Origin of the sequence: Piscinibacter defluvii (assembly GCF_004011805.1) — a bacterium.
Lineage (GTDB): Bacteria > Pseudomonadota > Gammaproteobacteria > Burkholderiales > Burkholderiaceae_C > Piscinibacter > Piscinibacter defluvii.
Map to the genome: position 1 here is coordinate 209,181 of NZ_ML137198.1, position 18,957 is coordinate 228,137.

The window sequence follows — 18,957 nt, forward strand, 5'->3', positions numbered from 1 at the left end:
CTCCCAAGCCGGCCCGCGTCCCCCCGGGGGACCGTCCGACGTACTCGTCGGACGAGGGGCTGTCGTGAATCCGACGCTCTACCTCGCCGAACAGCTGATCGCCTGCCGCTCCGTCACGCCCGACGACGGCGGCTGCCAGCGCATCATCCGCGAACGGCTCGCGCCGCTGCGCTTCGAGTTCCACGAGCTCGTCGCCGGCCCGGCAGACTTTCGCGTCACCAACCTGTGGGCGCTGCGCCGCGGCAGCGACCCGGCCGCACCGACACTCGCGTTCGCCGGCCACACCGACGTCGTGCCCACCGGCCCGCTCGAGCAGTGGCGCAGCGACCCCTTCGTGCCGACGCACCGCGACGGCCGGCTGCACGGCCGCGGCGCCGCCGACATGAAGAGTTCGCTGGCGGCGATGGTGGTGGCGGTGGAGCGCTTCGTCGCCGCGCATCCGTCGCACCACGGGTCGGTCGCCTTCCTGCTGACCAGCGACGAGGAAGGCCCGGCCAACGACGGCACCGTCCGGCTGGTGGAGTGGCTGCGCGCGCAGGGGCAGCGGCTCGATGCGTGCATCGTCGGCGAGCCGACGTCGGTGCAGGTGCTGGGCGACATGGTCAAGAACGGCCGCCGCGGCTCGCTGTCGGGCCGGCTGATCGTGCGCGGCGTGCAGGGCCACATCGCCTACCCGCACCTAGCGCGCAACCCGATCCACCAGGCCGCGCCGGCGCTGGCCGAGCTGGCCGCCATCGAATGGGACCAGGGCAACGACTATTTCCCGCCCACCAGCTTCCAGGTATCGAACATCCATGGCGGCACCGGCGCGACCAACGTGATTCCCGGCGAACTGGTGGTCGACTTCAACTTCCGCTTCTGCACCGAGTCCACGCCCGAGGCGCTGAAGGCACTGGTGCACGCCGTGCTCGAGCGCCACGGCCTGCAGTACGAGCTGGCCTGGACGCTCGGCGGCGAGCCCTTCCTCACCCCGGCCGGCCCGCTCAGCGAGGCAGTGTCGGCGGCCATCCACGCGGTCACCGGCGTGACCACCGCGCTGTCCACCACCGGCGGCACCTCCGACGGCCGCTTCATCGCCAAGATCTGCCCGCAGGTCATCGAGCTCGGTCCGGTCAATGCCAGCATCCACAAGATCGACGAGTGGGTCGAGGTGGCGAGCCTCGAGCCGCTGGCCGAGATCTACCGCGGCGTGCTGGAGCGCTTCGTCGCATGACGCTGATCGAACTCGTGCAGGCCGAGGCGCAGCGGCTCAAGGAGGCCGGTGTCTCGTTCGGCCACGGCACGACCAATGCCTTCGACGAAGCCGCCTGGCTGGTGCTGTGGGCGCTCGGGTTGCCGCTCGAGGCGCTCGAGCCGAATGCGCAGAAGACCCTGGGCGACGAGCAACTCGCCAAGGCGCGCGCGCTGGTCACCGAGCGCATCGAGACACGCCGGCCGGCCGCCTACCTGACGCGGGAAGCCTGGCTGCAGAACGTGCCGTTCTACGTGGACGAGCGGGTGATCGTGCCGCGCTCCTTCATCGCCGAGCTGCTGGCCGACGGCGAGCAGGAGGGCACGCTGGACGCCTGGCTCAGCGATCGGACCCAGCGCGTGCTCGACCTGTGCACCGGCAACGGCAGCCTGGCCGTGATCGCCGCGCTGGCCTACCCGGAGGTGACGGTCGACGCCGCCGACATCTCCGACGACGCGCTCGCCGTGGCACGCATCAACGTCGACCGGCACCGGCTCGGCGCGCGCATCACGCTGCTGAAGTCCGACCTGCTGGACGGCGTGCGCGGCCCCTACGACCTGATCGTCTGCAACCCGCCCTACGTGAACGCGCAGAGCATGGCGGCGCTGCCGCCCGAGTACCGCGCCGAGCCGGCGCTGGCGCTGGCCGGCGGCACGGACGGCATGGACCTGGTGCGGCGCATCCTGCGCGACGCGCCGGCGCGCATGAGCCCGGAGGCCGTGCTGGTGCTCGAGATCGGCCACGAGCGCTCGAACTTCGAGCGCGCCTTCCCGCGTGCCGAGGTCGCCTGGCTGCCCACCAGCGCGGGCGACGACCAGGTGCTGCTGATGACCCGCGACGCGCTGCAGCGGCTATAGACTGCGCGCTCCCTTCAACACCGGGAGCCACTCGATGAGCCTGCACACGGACTGGACCGACGCGAAGAAGGACAGCAAGGCCAAGTTCAAGACGGCCTTGAAGGCGCAGCGCGACGCGCTCGAGAAGAAGATCAAGGACGGCGACGCGAAGGCGCGCGCCAAGGTGCTCGACCAGAACCTGGCAGACCTGGGCATGGGCCAGGGCGACGACCTGGACAAGTACTTCAGGTTCCGCGAGGACTTCGGGCCCAACCTCGACAAGCTCGAGAAGGCCGACGCCGGCGCCGGCGCGGCGCGCAAGAAGCTCGAGGCGATCAAGCATGTCGACGAGGTGATCGCCGACCCGGCGCTGAGCAAGGTGATGACCGCGGTAGCCAAGCGCATGCAGTTCGAGGAGTTCTGGGGCTTCATCACCGTGGGCTGGAAGGCCGACCCGGTGAAGGCCTACGCGATGTTCATCGCGCCGAACGCACCGCTGCTGATCAACATCGACGACGCCCAGCTCGACCCGCTGCGCCAGCTCGCCGGCAACCCGGCCCAGCTCAAGGCCCAGGGGCCGGCGCTGCTCAAGCGCTGCCGCGACGCGGCGGTGGGCTTCTCCAACGGCGACGTGATCAAGAAGTTCAAGGCCAGCCCCGAGGCCGCCGCCGTGGTGAACCTCGGCAAGGACACCACCGCGATCAAGAAGGCGGTGACCGACACCATCGCCTCCTACCGCCAGCAGATCAAGGGCTACGAGTCGAAGTGGAAGAACATCCAGCCCGATTTCCGCCGTCCGCTGCTGGATGCGCTGGATTCGATCGAGGCCAAGGTCGCGGACCTGTGAACCGATGCTGGTGCTGAACGAGGTCTCGCTGCGCCGCGGCGCGAAGCTGGTGCTCGAGCGCGCCGGCGTCACGCTGCAGCCGGGCGAGAAGGTCGGCCTGGTCGGGCGCAACGGCGCGGGCAAGTCCTCGCTGTTCTCGCTGCTCACCGGCCGGCTGCACGCCGATGCAGGTGAAGTGCAGATGCCGCCGCGCTGGCAGCAGCCCGGCGGCATCGCCGAGGTGGCGCAGGAGATGCCCGAGACGGCGCAGGGCGCCACCGAGTTCGTGCTCGCCGGCGACGTGCCGCTGGCGCTGGCGCAGCAGCGCCTGGCCGAGGCCGAGGCGCGCGACGACGGCCACGCCATCGCCGAGGCGCACCATGCGATCCAGGATGCCGGCGGCTTCGACGCCCGCGCCCGCGCGCAGGCCATGCTGCTCGGCCTGGGATTCCGCGTCGACCAGCTCGACGCGCCGGTCAACAGCTTCTCCGGCGGCTGGCGCATGCGCCTGCAGCTCGCCCGCGCGCTGATGTGCCCGGCCGAGCTGATGCTGCTGGACGAGCCGACCAACCACCTCGACCTCGACGCGCTGGTCTGGCTCGAGGCCTGGCTGCAGCGCTACCCCGGGTTGCTGATCGTGATCAGCCACGACCGCGAGTTCCTCGACGCCATCACCCGCGTCACGCTGCACCTCGACGACGCTCGGCTGACGCGCTACGGCGGCAACTACACTGCCTTCGAGGAACTGCGCGCCGAGCGCCTGGCGCAGCAGCAGGCCAACTACGAGAAGCAGCAGGAGCGCATCGCCCACCTGCAGCGCTTCATCGACCGCTTCAAGGCCAAGGCCACCAAGGCGCGCCAGGCGCAGAGCCGCGTCAAGGCGCTGGCCCGCATGGAGAAACTCGCGCCGGTGCTGACGGCCAGCGACTTCCAGTTCGAGTTCCGCGAGCCGGTCTCGCTGCCCAACCCGATGCTGGCGCTGGACGGCCTCGCGTGCGGCTATCGGGCCGACGACGGCGGCGAGACCGTCATCGTGCGCGGCATCGAGCGCTCGGTGCTCGCCGGCCAGCGCATCGGCATCCTCGGGGCCAACGGCCAGGGCAAGTCCACGCTGGTCAAGACCATCGCGCACGAGCTGCCGGCGCTGGCCGGCACGATGACCGAGGGCAAGGGCCTCGTGATCGGCTACTTCGCGCAGCAGGAACTCGACCTGCTCTCCCCGGGCGACGGGCCGCTGATGCACCTGGTGCGCCTGGCGCGCGACGTCGGCCCGCCGGCGCGCGAGCAGGAGCTGCGCGACTTCCTCGGCCAGTTCCGCTTCACCGGCGAGATGGTCGGTCAGCCGGTCGGCACGCTGTCCGGCGGCGAGAAGGCTCGCCTGGTGCTGGCCATGCTGGTGTGGCAGCGCCCCAACCTGCTGCTGCTCGACGAGCCGACCAACCACCTCGACCTGACGACGCGCGAGGCGCTGTCGATGGCGCTCAACGAGTTCGAGGGCACGGTGATGCTGGTCAGCCACGACCGCGCGCTGCTGCGCGAGGTGTGCGACGAGTTCTGGCTGGTGGCTGGCGGCGCCGTCAGGCCCTTCGACGGCGACATCGACGACTACCAGCGCTGGCTCATCGACCAGATTCGCGAGCAGTCGCGCGAGGCGGCCAAGGCGGTGGCGCGGCCGGCGCGCGACGACGCGGCCCCGAACCGCAAGGAGGAGCGCCGCGCCGCCGCCGCGGCACGCCAGGCACGCGCCGAGGAGGTCAAGCCGCTGAAGCGCGAGCTCAACCGCATCGACCACCGGCTCGGCGTGCTGTTCGCCGAGCGCGACGCGCTGGATGCCGGCTTCGCCGACCCCACGCTCACCCCGGAGCAGCTGGCCGAGGCGGGCCGCCGCCTGAAGGCGCTGGCCGAGGAGATCGAGCAGCTCGAGGGCCGCTGGCTCGAGCTGAGCACCACGATCGACGCGCTCGAGGCCGCACCCTGAACCGGCTCGGGGCGATCTCCCTGCCGGCGGCACGTGTATTAGATTGCGCGCAATTGAATTGCGCACATTGGGCGTACAGTCCCGCCCATGCCGCGCGCCCGCACCGACACCGCCCCCGCCGACGACTGGCTGCTGCTGGACCGGCAGCTCTGCTTCGCGCTGTACTCGGCCTCGCTGGCCACCACGCGGCTGTACAAGCCGCTGCTCGAGCCGCTCGGCCTGACCTACCCGCAGTACCTGGTGCTGATGGTGCTGTGGCAGCGCGACGGGCAGGCCGTCGGCGAGCTCGGCGAGCGCCTGCACCTCGACTCCGGCACGCTGACGCCGCTGCTCAAGCGCATGGAGTCGGCCGGCTGGCTGACGCGCGAGCGCGCCGCCGACGACGAGCGCCGCGTGCTGGTCACGCTCACCGCCGACGGCCGCGCGCTGCGCCGCCGCGCGCTGGCGATCCCGCAGCGCATCGCCGCCGCCAGCGGCTGCAGCAGCGCCGAACTCGCCGATCTCACGGCACGGCTGCAGCAGCTGCGCGACCAGCTTCTCGCTTCCACCCGGGACGTGCACTGAGCCCACGCCCCACCTGTCCCACCCGCAACCAAGGAACCACGATGGCCCTCGAGAAAGTCCTCTACACCGCGCATGCCACCACCACCGGCGGCCGCGAAGGCAGCTCCCAGACCGACGACGGCAAGCTGAGCGTCACGCTCGCGCCGCCGGCCGAGCTGGGCGGCAACGGCAAGGGCACCAACCCCGAGCAGCTGTTCGCGGTGGGCTATTCGGCCTGCTTCATGGGCGCGATGAAGTTCGTCGCCGGCCAGCAGAAGAAGACCATCCCGGCCGACGCCACCATCGAGGCCGACGTCGGCATCGGCCCGATCCCGACCGGCTTCGGCATCCAGGTGGCGATGCGCATCAAGGTGCCGGGATGGGACAAGGCCGAGACGCAGAAGATCGTCGACGCCGCGCACATCGTCTGCCCGTACTCGAACGCGACGCGCGGCAACATCGACGTGACGCTGACGGTCGTCTGACCCGGTCCGTCTAGGGCGACGCCAGCAACTCCAGCAGCAGCTCGACGCGCGCCTGCACCGGCGTCAGCGTCCCGGCCGTCGGGAAGACGTCGCCGGGCTTGGCCAGCACCGCGCCGGCCAGGCAGCGGCTGCTGCGCCGCACCGCCACTCCGGCCGCCTGCGCCTCGCGCAGCGCGGCCTCCAGGGCATGGTGCAGGGTGCCGTTGCCGGTGCAGGCCACGACCAGGCCGCGCACGCCGGCGGCCATGGCCGCGCGCACCAGCGTGCCGCCCGCGCCGGCGTGGCTGGTGAGGATCTCCACCGCCGGCCAGGCCGACGGCTCGGCCGCGATGCGCGCCAGGCCGAGCGCCCGGCCGTCCGGCCAGGGCCGCTGCTGGCGCAATGCGCCCTCCTCCACCCGGGCGATCCAGCCGGCGTCGCCGGCCGCGAAGGCGTCGAGCCGGTAGGTGTGCACCTTGCGCAGCTCGCGCGCATCCCACACCACGCCGGCCACCACCACCAGCGTGCCGCGCACGCCGGGCGTGCGCGCCACGGTCACCGCGTCGAGCAGGTTCTGCGGTCCGTCGCGCAGCAGCGCGCTGGCCGGGCGCATGGCCGCCGTCAGCACCACCGGCTTGGCCGGCGCGAGCACGCGCTGCAGGAAGTAGCCGGTCTCCTCCAGCGTGTCGGTGCCGTGGGTGATCACGACGCCGGCGACCTCGGCGCGCGCCAGGTGGTGCGCCACGCGCTGCGCGAGGCGCTGCCAGATCGCGAAGTCCATGTCCTTGCTGTCGACCTGGGCCACCTGCTCGGTCTCGAGCGCGCTGCCGGCCAGCCCGGGTACGGCGGCCACCAGGGCGTCGGCGCCGAGCTGCGCGGCGCGGTAGCCGATGTTGTCGCCCGGCGTGGGGGCGGTGCCGGCAATGGTGCCGCCGGTGGCGAGCACGACGACGGTCGGGGCGGGGCTTTGCATTTTGGTCAGGCTGGATGAAAATACAGTCACTGGACGGAGATCCAGTGTTCATTCCGGATCCGTCCTCCGGCTCGCGAAAGGTCTCCCGTGCTCGAAAAACCCAAGCTCACCGACCGGCAGCAGCAGGTCCTCGACCTGGTGCAGAGCGCCATCGAGCGCACCGGCGCCCCGCCGACCCGTGCCGAGATCGCCGCCGAACTCGGCTTCAAGTCGGCCAACGCGGCCGAAGAGCACCTGCAGGCCCTGGCGCGCAAGGGCGTCATCGAGCTCGTGGGCGGCACCTCGCGCGGCATCCGGCTGCAGTCTGACACATTGCGCGCGCTCAACGAGTCGCGCGGCAAGCAGTTCAGCCTGCCGCTGCCGAGCCTGGCCCAGCTCTCGCTGCCGCTGATCGGCCGCGTGGCCGCCGGCAGCCCGATCCTCGCGCAGGAGCATGTCGACCAGACCTACGTCGTCGAGGCCAGCATGTTCCCGCGCCGGCCCGACTACCTGCTGCGCGTGCGCGGCATGAGCATGCGCGATGCCGGCATCCTCGACGGCGACCTGCTCGCCGTGCAGAAGGCGCGCGAGGCCAAGAACGGCCAGATCGTCGTGGCCCGGCTGGGCGACGAGGTCACCGTCAAGCGCTTCCGCCGCACCCGCAGTGCGATCGAGCTGATCCCCGAGAACCCCGATTTCAGGACCATCGTCGTGCCCACCGACGGCAGCGGCGACGGCGAGCACTTCGAGCTCGAGGGCCTGGCGGTCGGCCTGATCCGCAACAACATGCTGATGTGACATGGCATCCGCCGCCGTGATCAAGTCGCCCAAAGCCGCCTCGGCCGCCGAGTGCACGGCGCTCGAGCAGTTGCCCAACATCGGCCCCGCGCTCGCCGCCGACCTGCGCCTGATCGGCATCCGCCACCCGCGCGAGTTGCGCGGCAAGGACGCCTTCGTGCTCTACCAGAAACTGTGCGCCGCCACCGGCCAGCGCCAGGATCCCTGCGTGCTCGACACCTTCATGGCCGCGGTCGACTTCATGGGCGGCGCACCGGCTGCGCCCTGGTGGCAGTACACCGCGCAGCGCAAGGCGCTGTTCGGCCAGGTCTGAGCGGCGAAGCCCCTGCTTTTCCGGCGAGCGCGGGCGCTCGCCCGGTGCGAGAGTCGGCCCAGCGCCGCCCCGACGGCGCACCGCGACGCCGATGCTCTCCACCCTGCCCAAGCCCATCTCCCGCCACGAGCTGCGCGTGGAGATCTGCCCGCCCGAGCGGCGCGTGGCCGCCCCCTGGTGGCAGCGGCTGCGCCGCTGGGCGCGCTCGGAATGGGCGCCCACCCGGCCCGACGACGGGCTGGACGGCATCCGCGAGGAGTTCGCCGAGGCCGTGGCGGACCTGCGCGGCCCGCGTGCGGACGAGCTGGTCGACCGGGTCGACGCGGCCCGCTCGCTGCGCGAACTCTGGCACCTGCGCGCCGAGGTGTTCCGCCTGGTCGCGCTGACACACAGCCAGCACGAGGCCGACCAGCGCCTGGCGCGGCTGAACCGGCATTTCCCGACCCGCGCGCCGCGCTCTGGCTTCGGTCAGCTCGAGTCGCCCGACATGTGGCCCTGACGGGCTTCAGCGCGGCGCAAGCGCCAGGCGCAGCCCGAGCCCGACGAACAGCAGGCCGCAGGCGCGCTGCAGCCAGGTCCCGAGCGAACCCGCCGATCCCGGGGTCGCCATGGCCTGTGCGACGCGTGCGGCGGCCAGCGCCACCACCAGGTTCACCGCCGTCCCGCCGAGGTTGAACAGGCTGCCCAGCAGCACCAGCGCCCAGGCCTGCCCGGGCGCGCCCGGTTCGATGAACTGCGGCAGGAAGGCGAGGAAGAACAGTGCCACCTTGGGGTTGAGCGCATTGGTCAGCGCGCCCTGCCAGAACGGGTCACCCGGCCTGGCCTGCGCCGGCGCCGGACCGCGGCGGGCACGCATCAGGCCGATGCCGAGCCACAGCAGGTAGAGCGCGCCGGCCCAGCGCACCAGGTTGAAGGCCAGATCCGAGGCAGCGACCAGCGCCGACAGCCCGAGCGCGGCCAGCACCGTGTGCAGCGCACAGCCGGCGCCGACGCCGAGCGCGGCCAGCACGCCGGCGCGCCGCCCGCGCGCCGCACCGGTGCCGGCCACGAACAGCATGTCGGCGCCCGGCGTCAGGTTCAGCAGCAGCGCCGCGCCGGCAAAGAGCGCGAGATCGTGGACCGGGAGGTCGATCACTGGAGCGGCCCGAGGTAGTCCGCCTTGCCCAGGTCCACGCCGTTGTGGCGCAGCAGCGCGTAGGTGGTCACGAGGTGGAAGTAGAAGTTCGGCAGCGCGTAGTGCTTCAGGAAGAACTCGCCCTGCAGCGTGACCGGCCCGTCGCGCCGCGGCAGCACCAGGTCGCGCTCGTCGCTGCCGGCCAGCCGCTCGGCCGGGATGCTCGCGATGAAGTCCAGCGTCTTGCGCACCCGGGCGCGCAGGTCCGCCAGGCTGGCCTCGTTGTCCTCGTACTTCGGCGCCTCGACGCCGGCCAGCCGCGCGACGCCGAACTTGGCCGCATCGCAGGCGATCTGGATCTGCTTGGTGAAGGGCAGCATGTCCGGCGCGAGACGGGCGCTCAGGTAGTTGGCCGGGTCGAACTTCCGCGCCGCCGCATGCGCCTCGGCCTTGTCGAGCCAGTTCAGCAGGTGGCCGAGCATGCGCGTGAACACCGGCGCGCTGGCCGAGTGCATCGTGAAGGACATCGTCTTCTCCTCGTGAGGGTGGGGTGGTGCAGGCAGGCGGCGATCGTAGCGAGGCCGCGACGGGCGTGCACAATCGGGGTCGCCGTGAACATCATCATCCTCGACGACTACCAGGACGCGGTGCGCAAGCTGAAATGCGCCGCCTTGCTGGAACCGCTGAACGCGAAGGTCTTCACCAACACCGTCAAGGGCATCGGCCAGCTCTCGGTGCGGCTGCGCGATGCCGACGTGCTGGTGCTGATCCGCGAGCGCACCCAGTTTCCGCGCCAGCTGCTCGAGAAGCTGCCCAAGCTGAAGCTGATCTCGCAGACCGGGCGCGTCGGCTCGCACATCGACCTGGAGACCTGCACGCGGCTGGGCATCGCGGTGGCCGAAGGCGTGGGCTCGCCGGTCGCGCCGGCCGAGCTGACCTGGGCGCTGATCATGGCGGCGATGCGGCGCCTGCCGCAGTACATCGGCAACCTCAAGCACGGCGCCTGGCAGCAGTCGGGCCTGAAGTCGGCCTCGATGCCGCCCAACTTCGGGCTCGGCCTGGTGCTCAAGGGCCGCACGCTGGGCGTGTGGGGCTACGGCAAGATCGGCCAGCTCGTCGCCGGCTACGGGCGCGCCTTCGGCATGCGCGTGCTGGTGTGGGGCAGCGAGGCCTCGCGCCTGCGCGCTGCCTCCGACGGCCACGAGGCGGCCGAGAACTGCGAGGGCTTCTTCGAGCAGGCCGACGTGCTCTCGCTGCACCTGCGCCTGAACGACGCGACTCGCAGCATCGTCACGCTCGACGCGCTGACGCGCATGAAGCCGACCGCGCTGCTGGTCAACACCTCGCGCGCCGAGCTGATCGAGGAAGGCGCGCTGGTCTCGGCGCTGAACCGCGGCCGGCCCGGCATGGCCGCGGTCGACGTGTTCGAGAGCGAGCCCATCCTGCAGGGCCACCCGCTGCTGCGCCTGGAGAACGCGGTGTGCACGCCGCACATCGGCTACGTCGAGCTCGACAGCTACGAGCTGTACTTCCGCGCCGCGTTCGAGAACGTCATCAACTTCATCAACCAGAACCCGACCGGCATCGTCAACCCGGACGCGCTGCGCGTGATCCGATGAGCGACGCGGACGTCGTCGCGCCGCGCGCGCCGGCCGAGCTGTTCTTCGCCTTCAACCGGCTCGCGTTGCAGGGCTTCGGCGGCGTGCTCGCGGTGGCCCAGGTGGAGCTGGTCGAGCGCCGGCGCTGGCTCACGCGCGAGCAGTTCCTCGAGCTGCTGTCGGTCGGCCAGGTGCTGCCGGGTCCGAACATCGTCAACGTGTCGCTGATGTTCGGCGACCGCTGTTTCGGCTGGCGCGGCGCGCTGGCCGCGCTCGCCGGGCTGCTGCTGGTGCCGCTGGCCATCGTGATGGCGCTGACGCTGGCCTACCACCGCTTCGCCGACTGGCCCGCCGTGGCCGGCGCGCTGCGCGGCATGGGCTGCGTGGCCGCCGGGCTGGTGGTGGCCACGGCGGTCAAGCTGGCCGGCGGCTTGAAGGCCAACCGGCTCGGCGCGCCGCTGTGCGCGCTGGTGGCGCTGGCCACCTTCGCGACCCTGGCCTGGCTGCGCCTGCCGCTGGCGGGGGTGATCGCCGGCGTGGGCACGGCCGCGGTGGTGCTGGCGGCCTGGAGGCTGACACGGTGAGCCTCACGCCCTGGGAACTGCTCGGCCTGGCCGGCCACTTCGCGCTGCTCAGCCTGCTGGCGGTGGGCGGTGCGATCACCACCGCCTCGGACATGCAGCGCTACGTGGTGGCCGAGCACGGCTGGATCAGCGACGCGCAGTTCAGCGCCTCGATCGCCATCGCCCAGGCGGCCCCGGGGCCCAACGTGCTGTTCGTCGCGGTGATCGGCTGGAACGTCGCCGGAGCGCCCGGCCTGCTGGCCACGCTCACCGGCACACTGGTGCCGCCGCTGCTGCTGACGCTCTACGCCACGCGCTGGGCGGCGGCGCGGCGCGACAGCCTGGGCGTGCGCGCCTTCACCACCGGCATGGCGCCGCTGACCATCGGCCTGCTGCTGGCCACCGGCTGGGTGCTGGCCGAGCCCTACGTGCGCGCGCCGGCCAGCCGCTGGGGCGCGCTGGCCCTGGTGGCGCTGACGATCGTCGTGATGAGCCGCAGCAAGCTCAGCCCGATGTGGCTGGTGGGCGTGGGTGCCGCGGCCGGCGCGCTCGGGCTCGTCTAGGCGCCTAGCGGTCAGCTCAGCGCCCGGTCCACCAGGCCGGGCAGCGCGAGCAGCTCGGCGGCCACCGTGTCGGGCAGCGCCGCGAGGCCGGCGTCGCCGACCCGGGCCATCAGCACGTCCGCCCCGCCGTCGGCATTGCGCCGCACCTGCACGGTCAGCGGCACGTCGGGCACCGCGTCGGGCGAGGTCATCAGCACCGGCGTGCCACCCACCGAGGAAGCCAGCACCAGCACCAGCTCGTTCGAGCCGATCTTGGCCAGCACCTCCTGGCCGCGCTGGCGCGCCGCCTGCTCGATGCGCAGCACCGTCTCGGTGACGCCGAAGGGACTGTGGCGCACCACGCGCATGGTCGAGGCGAGGCGCTCGTCGTCGAGCACGCCGCGGCCGGTGCACAGGGAGGCCATCACGACCGCCAGACTGCCGGTCATCCAGAGCCGGAACGGCTTGCGCCCGTCGCCGGCCGGAAGGAGCTTGTCTTCGATTCGCATCCTGCGACGGTAAGCCCGCGGTGTGTCAGCGGCAAGTCGCCGAGGCCCCGGTCCTGTAAAGAATCGCAAGCAGGAAGTGACGTCTGTCAACAGGGCCCGCGGCTTGTCACTTCGTGCCGAAGATCTTGTCGCCCGCGTCGCCCAGGCCCGGGATGATGTAGCCGACCTCGTTGAGGTGGCTGTCGACGGCCGCCGTCCAGCAGCGCACGTCCGGATGCGCCTTCTCGAGGGCCGCGATGCCCTCGGGCGCGGCCACCAGCACCAGGGCGCGCACGTCCTTGCAGCCGCGGCGCTTGAGCAGGTCGATCGTCGCGATCATCGAACCGGCGGTCGCCAGCATCGGGTCGACGATCAGCGCGGTGCGTTCGTCGAGATGGCCGACGAACTTCTCGAAGTAATGCTCGGGCTGCAGCGTCTCGTGGTTGCGCGACAGGCCGACTACGCTGACCTTGGCGTTGGGCACCATGTCGAGCACGCCGTCGAGCATGCCCAGCCCGGCCCGCAGGATGGGCACCACGGTCACCTTGCGGCCGGCGATGCGCTGCACCTCGGTCGGACCGCTCCAGCACTGCACCGTGGCCGGCTCGAGCGGGAAGTCGGCGGTGGCCTCGTAGGCCAGCAGGCGCGCCAGCTCGTGGGTCAGCTCGCGGAATTTCTTGGTCGAGATGTCGTCCTCGCGCAGCAGGCCGACCTTGTGCTTGACCAGGGGATGGCGGACATCGATGACGGGCATGGCGCGTGTGCGGCAGTGGGGTCGGCGCCAGTGTAGTCAGTCGAGCAGCGCCGGCAGCAAGATGGCGGCGGTGCCGCGCAGGCAGACATGGGCCTCGGCGTCGATCTCGCTCGCGGACGGGTTGACGATCGCCACGTGCGCACCGGCGCGACGGGCCGCCGCCGCCAGCCCCGCGGCCGGCCAGACGGCGCCGGAGGTGCCGACCACCAGCAGCACCTCGCAGTGGCGGGCTGCGTGCTCGGCATGCTGCAGCGCGGCGGGCGGCAGGCTCTCGCCGAACCACACGACGCCGGGACGGACCAGCCCGCCGCAGGCGACGCAGCGCGGCGGTCGCCCGGGCTCCGCCCGAGCCGGGTCGCAGGCCATGCCGCAGGGTTCGAGCCAGCGGTCCTGCAGGATGTCGCCATGCAGGCGGATCGTGTCGCGGTTGCCGGCACGCTGGTGCAGGTCGTCGACGTTCTGCGTCACCAGCGTCAGCACGCCCGGGCGACGCCGCGCGAAGGCGGCGAGCGCCCGGTGGCCGGCGTTCGGCTGCGCCGCCCGCACGCCGGCGCGGCGCTCGGCGTACCAGTCCCAAACCAGACCCGGGTCGGCGCGGAAGCCCTCCACGCTGGCCAGCCGCGCCGGGTCGAAGCGCGACCACAGCCCGGTCAGCGCGTCGCGGAAGGTCGGGATGCCGCTCTCGGCCGACATGCCGGCGCCGGTCAGCACGCAGACGGAGCGCGCCTGCGCCAACCGTTGCCGCCACTCGGCCAGGGCGCTGTGGTCCGGCGCTTCGGGCATGGGACTGGACATTGCGTTCGGGGCGGCTCGGGAGGAGTATGCGCCCAGGCAACGAGCGAGGAGGACACATGGCCCGCATCACCGCCTACACGACCCTCGAGGTCACGACGATCGACGCCACCGGTGACTGGCTGAACCCGGCCAACACCATCACCTTCAGCAACAACGCCAACGTGCGCAGCCCGGCAGGCGCCGTCTACGAGGACGAACTGCGCCTGAACTTCGGCTCGGATCCGGAATGGAACGACCACTGGGTGGGCAGCGGCATCGCCTACAACCCCGCAACGCGGGCAATCAGCGCCGGCACGCTGAGCGGATTCTTCGGGACCGAGTTCAACGGCAGCACGCATGTGCCGCAGTTCTCCGTCGACGGTTTCTCGCTGAGTGCCGTGACCTTCTACAACGCGATGGTCAGCGCCACGCCGGGCGACGACCTGGCGATCGTTCGCACCATGTTCGCGGGCAGCGACACCTTCGTGCTCTCGCCCGGCGGCGACAACGTCTGGGCCTGGACCGGCAACGACACGATGCGCGGCAATGCCGGCAACGACACACTGTACGGCCAGGCGGGCAACGACCTGCTGGACGGTGGCAGCGGTACCGACCGGCTGCTGGGCGGCGGCGGCGACGACACCTACGTGGTCGATGTCGCGGCCGACGTGATCGTCGAATCCGCCGGCGCCGGGGACGACACGGTACGCAGCGCCGCGACCCGCACCCTCGGCAGCAACCTGGAGAACCTGGTGCTGACCGGCAGTGCCGCGATCAACGGCAGCGGCAACAGCCTGCCCAACCAGATCACCGGCAACGCCGGGGCGAACAGCCTGGCGGGTGGCGGCGCCAACGATCGGCTGTCCGGCGGCGTCGGCAACGACACCTTGAACGGCGGCGCCGGGATCGACACCCTGATCGGTGGCTCCGGGCTCGACCAATACCGCTTCACCACGGCCCTGAACTCGGCGGCCAACGTCGACAGCATCACCGGCTTCGTCTCGGGCAGCGACCGCTTCGCGCTGGACGACGCGGTGTTCGCCGGCATCGGTGCGCCCGGTGCGCTGGCGGCCGGTGCGTTCCGGCTCGGCACCGCGGCGGCAGACGCCAGCGACCGCATCGTCTACGACGCCTCCAGCGGCGCGCTCTATTTCGATGCCGACGGCAACGGCGCCGGCGCGGCGGTCCGCTTCGCCACGCTCGCCCCGGGCACCAGCCTGGCCGCCGGGGACTTCGTCGTGATCTGATCAGCCGCTGCCGCGCTGGCGCAGCGCCTCGTACAGGCAGATGCCGGCCGCCACCGAGACGTTCAGGCTCTCCACCGCGCCCTTCATCGGCAGCCGCACCAGCTGGTCGCAGGTCTTCGACGTCAGCTGGCGCATGCCCGCGCCCTCGGCGCCGAGCACCAGCGCGAGCGGGCCGGTGAGGTCGGCCTCGAACAGCGACTGGGCTGCCGCGTCGCTGGTGCCGACGACGCGGATGCCGCGTTCCTTCAGCTCGCCCAGCGTGCGCGCCAGGTTGGTGACCATGAAGTACGGCACCGTCTCGGCCGCGCCGCTGGCGACCTTGGCGACCGTCGCGTTCAGGCCGACCGCATGGTCCTTGGGCGCGATCAGCGCGTGAGCGCCGGCGCCGTCGGCCACGCGCAGGCAGGCGCCCAGGTTGTGCGGGTCGGTCACGCCGTCGAGCACCAGCAGCAGCGGGTCGCCCGCGACGGCGTCGAGCCGGTCGTCGAGCGAATGCGTCTGCGCGAGCGGCTGCACCCGCGCCACCACGCCCTGGTGGCGCGGGCTGCCGCACAGCTGGCGCAGGCGTTCGTCGTCGCTCTCGATCACCCGGGCGCCGGCCTCCTTCGCCCGCTCGACGAACTGGCGCATGCGCTGGTCGCGCCGCGCCGCGTCGACATGCACCTCGATCACCGACTGCGGCGCCGTCTTCAGCCGCACCGTCACCGCGTGGAATCCGAACAGGGTCTTGGCGCTCATCGCGGCATGGTAGCCGGCCGCGCGACCGCCACCAGCGAGCGCGCATCGTCGACCCGCGCCATGCGCGGCTGGGTGCCGTAGCTGGCGTGCTGGCGCTGCAGCGCGTGCACCTGGGCGAGCAGCGCCGGCGCATCGGCGATGGCCGCGCGGTGGCGCTCCAGCGTGTGCAGCGCCAGGTCCATCAGCTTCGCGTTCAGGGTCCGGCGCGCACGCTCCAGCAGGGCCAGCGCGGCGTCACGCGGCCGGCCCTCCAGGGCCAGCGACACCGCCTGCTCGGCGGCGGCGCCGATGCCGGCATAGGCGGCACGGATGCGCTCGACGCTGCCGAGGTCGCCACGCAGCGCGCCGCACATCAGCTCGCAGGTGGTGCGCGAGACGGCAAAACGTTCGGCCAGTCGGCCGACCCGGTCGCCGAAATCCACCAGGTGCAGTTCGGCGCGGTCGACACGCGACAGCACCATCAGCAGGTTGCAGGCGGCCTCGAACTCGAAGTCCGGCGCCTCGCACTCGGTCATCAGGGCCTGCAGCAGCTCGATCGCCTCGGGCACGCGGCGCTCGAGCAATGCCACCAGGATCGCGATGCTGCTCTCGAAGCGGCGCAGGCGCGGGCTGTGCGGCGCGTCCGCGCGCAGGCGCGCCATGGCGTGCGCGGTGAGCGCGAGCGCGCGCCGGTCGCGCCGGTCGAACTGCAGCGCCGCCTGCAGCACCAGCGCCTGCAGGTCGAACACGCGCGAGTTCAGGCCCAGGCGCACCGCAGCGTCGAGGTGCACCAGAGCCTCGCGCGGGTCGCCGTAGTAGAAGACCAGCAGGCCGAGCTTGGCCTGGCGGCTGACGCAGTTGGGCGTGAGCCGCACCGCCCGGCGCAGCGCCTCGATCGCCTGCACCGGCTCGCCCTGGTCGAGCAGCACCCGGCCCATCACGTCGTAGGCGTCGGCATACCCCGGGTGCTCGCCGAGCAGGCTCTCCAGCGTGCGGCGCGCCTGGAACACGGCCCCGGCCTCGACCTGCGCCCGCGCCAGGCCCAGGCGCGCCCAGGGCAACGCGCCGGTGCGCAGGATGGTCTCGAGCAGGCGTGCCGCGTCGGCCGCGCGCCCGAGCCGCAGGTGCAGTTCGGCGGCCACCCGCGCCGCCTGCAGCCAGGCCACGCCGCGCGCCTCGGCCAGCTGCAGCGCGCTGTCCGCGGCGGCCTCGAAGCTCCCCGCCTCGACCTGGGCGATCACCTCGGCCAGCGCGCGCTTGCGCTGGCGCGCCTGGGCCAGCCGCTCGCGCAGCGCCGCCTCGGTGTGCGGTTTGATCAGGTAGGCGTCCAGTGCCGCCTCGGCGGCCTCGGCCACGTGGCCGTAGTCGGCCTCGCCGGAGATCATCACCACCACCGTGGCCAGCGGCAGCAGCCCGGCCTGGCGCAGGTCGTCCATTAGTTCCTGGCCGTTCATCGCACCGTGGTCGAAGTGGAACTCGCAGACCACGATGTCGAAGCGGCCCTGCTCGAGCAGCCGGCGTGCGTCCTGGGCCCGCGTGGCCTGGACGATGCGGCCCACGCCCGCATCGCGCAGCATGTTCACCAGCACGCTGCGCGAGGCCGGGTTGCCGTCGGCGACCAGGGCGACGGCCCGGTCGATGTCCGCGTCGAGGGGGCGCATGAAGGGGGATATCGGCAGCCCGACGGCTGCCGCCGCTGATCTTGCGCAAACCCGGCGCCCTCGCCGAGGACCCGCCCGGCCGTCCGGGGGGCATCGGGTACCATGCGCGCCGCCTTTCACCCCCGACCGCGCTGCGGAGCCTGCCCCATGCAAATGATCTGCCTCGACCTCGAAGGCGTGCTGGTCCCCGAGATCTGGATCGAGTTCTCCAAGCGCAGCGGCATTCCCGAGCTCTCGCGCACCACGCGCGACGAGCCCGACTACGACAAGCTGATGCGCTTTCGCATCGACACGCTGAAGGCCAACGGCCTGAAGCTGGCCGACATCCAGGACGTGATCGCCGGCATGGGCCCGATGGCCGGCGCGCGCGACTTCCTGGACGACCTGCGCAGCCGCTACCAAGTGCTGATCCTGTCGGACACCTTCTACGAGTTCGCGAGCCCGCTGATGCGCCAGCTCGGCTGGCCCACGCTGCTGTGCCACCGGCTCGAGGTCGACGAGGCCGGCTTCGTGACCCGCCACGTGCTGCGCATGGCCGACCAGAAGCGCCACGCCGTCAACGCGTTGCGGCTGCTCAACTTCCAGGTGATTGCCGCTGGCGATTCGTACAACGACACGGGCATGCTGTCGGCAGCGCACGCCGGCTTCTTCATCCACCCGCCGGCATCCATCGTGGAGCGCTTCCCGCAGTTCCCGGTGACCAACAGCTATGCGGAACTGAAGGCGGCGATCGACGGCGCGGCGGCAGGCCTGGCCGGCCGCTGAAGCGCGGCGCGTCGGCGGCGATCCGGCCCGCGGCACGGGATCCAGGGTGGGCAAGAGCATGAACCTGGAGGAATGCCATGGCCGTCATCACCGCCAACCGTTCGACCGATCTCGCCACCATCGACCTGTATGACCTGGTCTCCGGTGCCACGGCGATCACCTTCCTGGACAACGTCAACTACACCAGTCCTCAGGGCTACCACTACCAGGACATCCTGCGCATCTCGTACACGGACGTGCTGCCGTCGTACGCGAGCTGGGGCGGCAGCGGCTTCACCTTCAACAACAACGGGGACGTCACCGGCGGCACGGTGACCGGCTTCATCAGCCAGGTGTTCAGCGGCGGCAGCTATGTGCAGGCCTATGCGGTCGAGGGGTTCGCCTACAGCGCGGTGTCCATCTACAACGCCGCGCTGACCTTCTCGACCAGCGACGACATGGCGATCTTCGCCAGCGTGCTGTCGGGCAACGACAGCTTCAACCTGTCGACCGAGGCCGACCGCGTCGACGGCTTCGCCGGCAACGACACGATCCGCGGCAATGGCGCGGCCGATGTGCTGTACGGCGGCACCGGCAACGACTCGCTGGACGGCGGCAGCGGCGGCGACTTGCTGATCGGCGGGCCCGGCAACGACATCTACGTCGTCGACAGCAGCGCCGACGTGGTGTCCGAATCGGCGGGTGAAGGCGTCGACACCGTCCGCAGCAGCATCGGTCGGGTGCTCGGCACCAACCAGGAGAACCTGGTTCTGACCGGCAGCGCGTCGGTCAACGGCACCGGCAACAGCGCGGC

The 18,957-nt window shown here is 71.8% G+C and carries 23 protein-coding genes; 15 read left to right on the plus strand and 8 right to left on the minus strand.

The window, feature by feature from the left end:
* Positions 1-64: 64 nt before the first annotated feature.
* The 6 genes from dapE to D9C15_RS06500 all read left to right on the plus strand — a co-directional run bounded on the left by dapE (position 65) and on the right by D9C15_RS06500 (position 5,899).
* Positions 65-1,213 (plus strand): succinyl-diaminopimelate desuccinylase, encoded by a 1,149-nt coding sequence (gene dapE, locus D9C15_RS06475; RefSeq protein WP_127996616.1) that lies wholly within the window; start codon positions 65-67, stop codon positions 1,211-1,213.
* Complete coding sequence (gene prmB, locus D9C15_RS06480; protein ID WP_127996617.1) at positions 1,210-2,088, plus strand: 50S ribosomal protein L3 N(5)-glutamine methyltransferase; 879 nt, start codon at positions 1,210-1,212, stop codon at positions 2,086-2,088. Before dapE ends, prmB begins: the two co-directional genes overlap by 4 nt.
* Positions 2,089-2,122: 34 nt before the next feature.
* Positions 2,123-2,914, plus strand: a complete 792-nt coding sequence (locus D9C15_RS06485; RefSeq protein WP_127996618.1) for a hypothetical protein — start codon at positions 2,123-2,125, stop codon at positions 2,912-2,914.
* 4 nt (positions 2,915-2,918) lie between these two features.
* Complete coding sequence (locus D9C15_RS06490) at positions 2,919-4,871, plus strand: ABC-F family ATP-binding cassette domain-containing protein (RefSeq protein ID WP_127996619.1); 1,953 nt, start codon at positions 2,919-2,921, stop codon at positions 4,869-4,871.
* An 87-nt stretch (positions 4,872-4,958) separates the two neighbouring features.
* On the plus strand, positions 4,959-5,435 hold the full coding sequence (locus tag D9C15_RS06495) for a MarR family winged helix-turn-helix transcriptional regulator (RefSeq protein WP_127996620.1): 477 nt from the start codon (positions 4,959-4,961) through the stop codon (positions 5,433-5,435).
* A gap of 41 nt (positions 5,436-5,476) precedes the next feature.
* Positions 5,477-5,899, plus strand: coding sequence for an organic hydroperoxide resistance protein (locus D9C15_RS06500; protein WP_127996621.1), 423 nt, complete (start codon positions 5,477-5,479; stop codon positions 5,897-5,899).
* 10 nt (positions 5,900-5,909) lie between these two features.
* Here the strand turns inward: D9C15_RS06500 and D9C15_RS06505 are convergent, their stop codons facing one another.
* On the minus strand, positions 5,910-6,851 hold the full coding sequence (locus D9C15_RS06505; protein WP_127996622.1) for an asparaginase: 942 nt from the start codon (positions 6,849-6,851) through the stop codon (positions 5,910-5,912).
* A gap of 87 nt (positions 6,852-6,938) precedes the next feature.
* On the opposite strand from D9C15_RS06505, the gene lexA reads away from it, so the two are divergent.
* The 3 genes from lexA to D9C15_RS06520 all read left to right on the plus strand — a co-directional run bounded on the left by lexA (position 6,939) and on the right by D9C15_RS06520 (position 8,440).
* Positions 6,939-7,628 carry a transcriptional repressor LexA gene (gene lexA / locus D9C15_RS06510; protein ID WP_127996623.1) on the plus strand — a complete coding sequence of 230 codons (690 nt, stop codon included), beginning with the start codon at positions 6,939-6,941 and terminating at the stop codon, positions 7,626-7,628.
* Position 7,629: 1 nt separating this feature from the next.
* Entirely contained in the window at positions 7,630-7,941 is a 312-nt protein-coding gene (locus tag D9C15_RS06515; protein WP_127996624.1) for a helix-hairpin-helix domain-containing protein, read from the plus strand.
* Positions 7,942-8,032: 91 nt separating this feature from the next.
* Positions 8,033-8,440: a hypothetical protein gene (locus D9C15_RS06520; protein ID WP_127996625.1), complete on the plus strand. Its 408-nt coding sequence runs from the start codon at positions 8,033-8,035 to the stop codon at positions 8,438-8,440.
* A gap of 6 nt (positions 8,441-8,446) precedes the next feature.
* On the opposite strand, the gene D9C15_RS06525 is transcribed toward D9C15_RS06520, so the two are convergent.
* Complete coding sequence (locus tag D9C15_RS06525; protein WP_310734461.1) at positions 8,447-9,076, minus strand: LysE family translocator; 630 nt, start codon at positions 9,074-9,076, stop codon at positions 8,447-8,449.
* Complete coding sequence (locus tag D9C15_RS06530; protein WP_127996626.1) at positions 9,073-9,582, minus strand: DUF1993 domain-containing protein; 510 nt, start codon at positions 9,580-9,582, stop codon at positions 9,073-9,075. The genes D9C15_RS06525 and D9C15_RS06530 overlap by 4 nt, the downstream gene beginning before the upstream one ends.
* 84 nt (positions 9,583-9,666) lie before the next feature.
* On the opposite strand from D9C15_RS06530, the gene D9C15_RS06535 reads away from it, so the two are divergent.
* The 3 genes from D9C15_RS06535 to D9C15_RS06545 are packed head-to-tail and all read left to right on the plus strand — an operon-like array spanning position 9,667 to position 11,779.
* Complete coding sequence (locus tag D9C15_RS06535; protein WP_127996627.1) at positions 9,667-10,674, plus strand: D-2-hydroxyacid dehydrogenase family protein; 1,008 nt, start codon at positions 9,667-9,669, stop codon at positions 10,672-10,674.
* A complete protein-coding gene (locus D9C15_RS06540) occupies positions 10,671-11,237 on the plus strand; it encodes a chromate transporter (RefSeq protein ID WP_127996628.1) in 567 nt (188 codons plus the stop codon). Before D9C15_RS06535 ends, D9C15_RS06540 begins: the two co-directional genes overlap by 4 nt.
* Positions 11,234-11,779, plus strand: coding sequence for a chromate transporter (locus D9C15_RS06545; protein ID WP_240668309.1), 546 nt, complete (start codon positions 11,234-11,236; stop codon positions 11,777-11,779). The genes D9C15_RS06540 and D9C15_RS06545 overlap by 4 nt, the downstream gene beginning before the upstream one ends.
* Positions 11,780-11,790: 11 nt before the next feature.
* Here the strand turns inward: D9C15_RS06545 and D9C15_RS06550 are convergent, their stop codons facing one another.
* The 3 genes from D9C15_RS06550 to D9C15_RS06560 form a co-directional block, all read right to left on the minus strand.
* Positions 11,791-12,267, minus strand: coding sequence for a DUF302 domain-containing protein (locus D9C15_RS06550; protein WP_127996629.1), 477 nt, complete (start codon positions 12,265-12,267; stop codon positions 11,791-11,793).
* Between the two features lie 106 nt (positions 12,268-12,373).
* Entirely contained in the window at positions 12,374-13,000 is a 627-nt protein-coding gene (gene upp / locus D9C15_RS06555) for a uracil phosphoribosyltransferase (RefSeq protein ID WP_112187700.1), read from the minus strand.
* 36 nt (positions 13,001-13,036) lie between these two features.
* Entirely contained in the window at positions 13,037-13,783 is a 747-nt protein-coding gene (locus D9C15_RS06560; RefSeq protein ID WP_127996630.1) for an SIR2 family NAD-dependent protein deacylase, read from the minus strand.
* Between the two features lie 68 nt (positions 13,784-13,851).
* Between D9C15_RS06560 and D9C15_RS06565 the strand changes: the two genes are divergently transcribed.
* Positions 13,852-15,021 (plus strand): calcium-binding protein, encoded by a 1,170-nt coding sequence (locus D9C15_RS06565; RefSeq protein ID WP_240668310.1) that lies wholly within the window; start codon positions 13,852-13,854, stop codon positions 15,019-15,021.
* Here D9C15_RS06565 and rlmB read toward each other — a convergent pair whose 3' ends face one another.
* Both rlmB and D9C15_RS06575 read right to left on the minus strand, forming a co-directional pair.
* A complete protein-coding gene (gene rlmB / locus D9C15_RS06570) occupies positions 15,022-15,759 on the minus strand; it encodes a 23S rRNA (guanosine(2251)-2'-O)-methyltransferase RlmB (protein ID WP_127996632.1) in 738 nt (245 codons plus the stop codon).
* Positions 15,756-17,399 carry a response regulator gene (locus tag D9C15_RS06575; protein WP_127996633.1) on the minus strand — a complete coding sequence of 548 codons (1,644 nt, stop codon included), beginning with the start codon at positions 17,397-17,399 and terminating at the stop codon, positions 15,756-15,758. Before D9C15_RS06575 ends, rlmB begins: the two co-directional genes overlap by 4 nt.
* A 147-nt stretch (positions 17,400-17,546) precedes the next feature.
* Between D9C15_RS06575 and thrH the strand changes: the two genes are divergently transcribed.
* Both thrH and D9C15_RS34460 read left to right on the plus strand, forming a co-directional pair.
* On the plus strand, positions 17,547-18,164 hold the full coding sequence (thrH, locus tag D9C15_RS06580; protein ID WP_127996634.1) for a bifunctional phosphoserine phosphatase/homoserine phosphotransferase ThrH: 618 nt from the start codon (positions 17,547-17,549) through the stop codon (positions 18,162-18,164).
* A 77-nt stretch (positions 18,165-18,241) separates the two neighbouring features.
* On the plus strand, positions 18,242-18,957 hold a 716-nt coding region (locus D9C15_RS34460), incomplete at its 3' end, for a calcium-binding protein (RefSeq protein WP_164886670.1).

What these genes read in the sequence shown, in the direction of transcription:
- D9C15_RS06485 (WP_127996618.1), top strand. Translation starts at nt 2,123, where the DNA reads ATGAGCCTGCACACGGACTGGACCGACGCGAAGAAGGACAGCAAGGCC.
- D9C15_RS06520 (WP_127996625.1), top strand. Translation starts at nt 8,033, where the DNA reads ATGCTCTCCACCCTGCCCAAGCCCATCTCCCGCCACGAGCTGCGCGTG.
- D9C15_RS06540 (WP_127996628.1), top strand. Translation starts at nt 10,671, where the DNA reads ATGAGCGACGCGGACGTCGTCGCGCCGCGCGCGCCGGCCGAGCTGTTC.
- D9C15_RS06500 (WP_127996621.1), top strand. Translation starts at nt 5,477, where the DNA reads ATGGCCCTCGAGAAAGTCCTCTACACCGCGCATGCCACCACCACCGGC.
- D9C15_RS06550 (WP_127996629.1), bottom strand. Translation starts at nt 12,267, where the DNA reads ATGCGAATCGAAGACAAGCTCCTTCCGGCCGGCGACGGGCGCAAGCCG.
- prmB (WP_127996617.1), top strand. Translation starts at nt 1,210, where the DNA reads ATGACGCTGATCGAACTCGTGCAGGCCGAGGCGCAGCGGCTCAAGGAG.
- D9C15_RS06560 (WP_127996630.1), bottom strand. Translation starts at nt 13,783, where the DNA reads ATGCCCGAAGCGCCGGACCACAGCGCCCTGGCCGAGTGGCGGCAACGG.
- D9C15_RS06515 (WP_127996624.1), top strand. Translation starts at nt 7,630, where the DNA reads ATGGCATCCGCCGCCGTGATCAAGTCGCCCAAAGCCGCCTCGGCCGCC.
- rlmB (WP_127996632.1), bottom strand. Translation starts at nt 15,759, where the DNA reads ATGAGCGCCAAGACCCTGTTCGGATTCCACGCGGTGACGGTGCGGCTG.
- D9C15_RS06505 (WP_127996622.1), bottom strand. Translation starts at nt 6,851, where the DNA reads ATGCAAAGCCCCGCCCCGACCGTCGTCGTGCTCGCCACCGGCGGCACC.
- D9C15_RS06530 (WP_127996626.1), bottom strand. Translation starts at nt 9,582, where the DNA reads ATGTCCTTCACGATGCACTCGGCCAGCGCGCCGGTGTTCACGCGCATG.
- D9C15_RS06575 (WP_127996633.1), bottom strand. Translation starts at nt 17,399, where the DNA reads ATGCGCCCCCTCGACGCGGACATCGACCGGGCCGTCGCCCTGGTCGCC.
- D9C15_RS06565 (WP_240668310.1), top strand. Translation starts at nt 13,852, where the DNA reads ATGGCCCGCATCACCGCCTACACGACCCTCGAGGTCACGACGATCGAC.
- thrH (WP_127996634.1), top strand. Translation starts at nt 17,547, where the DNA reads ATGCAAATGATCTGCCTCGACCTCGAAGGCGTGCTGGTCCCCGAGATC.
- D9C15_RS06490 (WP_127996619.1), top strand. Translation starts at nt 2,919, where the DNA reads ATGCTGGTGCTGAACGAGGTCTCGCTGCGCCGCGGCGCGAAGCTGGTG.
- D9C15_RS06495 (WP_127996620.1), top strand. Translation starts at nt 4,959, where the DNA reads ATGCCGCGCGCCCGCACCGACACCGCCCCCGCCGACGACTGGCTGCTG.
- upp (WP_112187700.1), bottom strand. Translation starts at nt 13,000, where the DNA reads ATGCCCGTCATCGATGTCCGCCATCCCCTGGTCAAGCACAAGGTCGGC.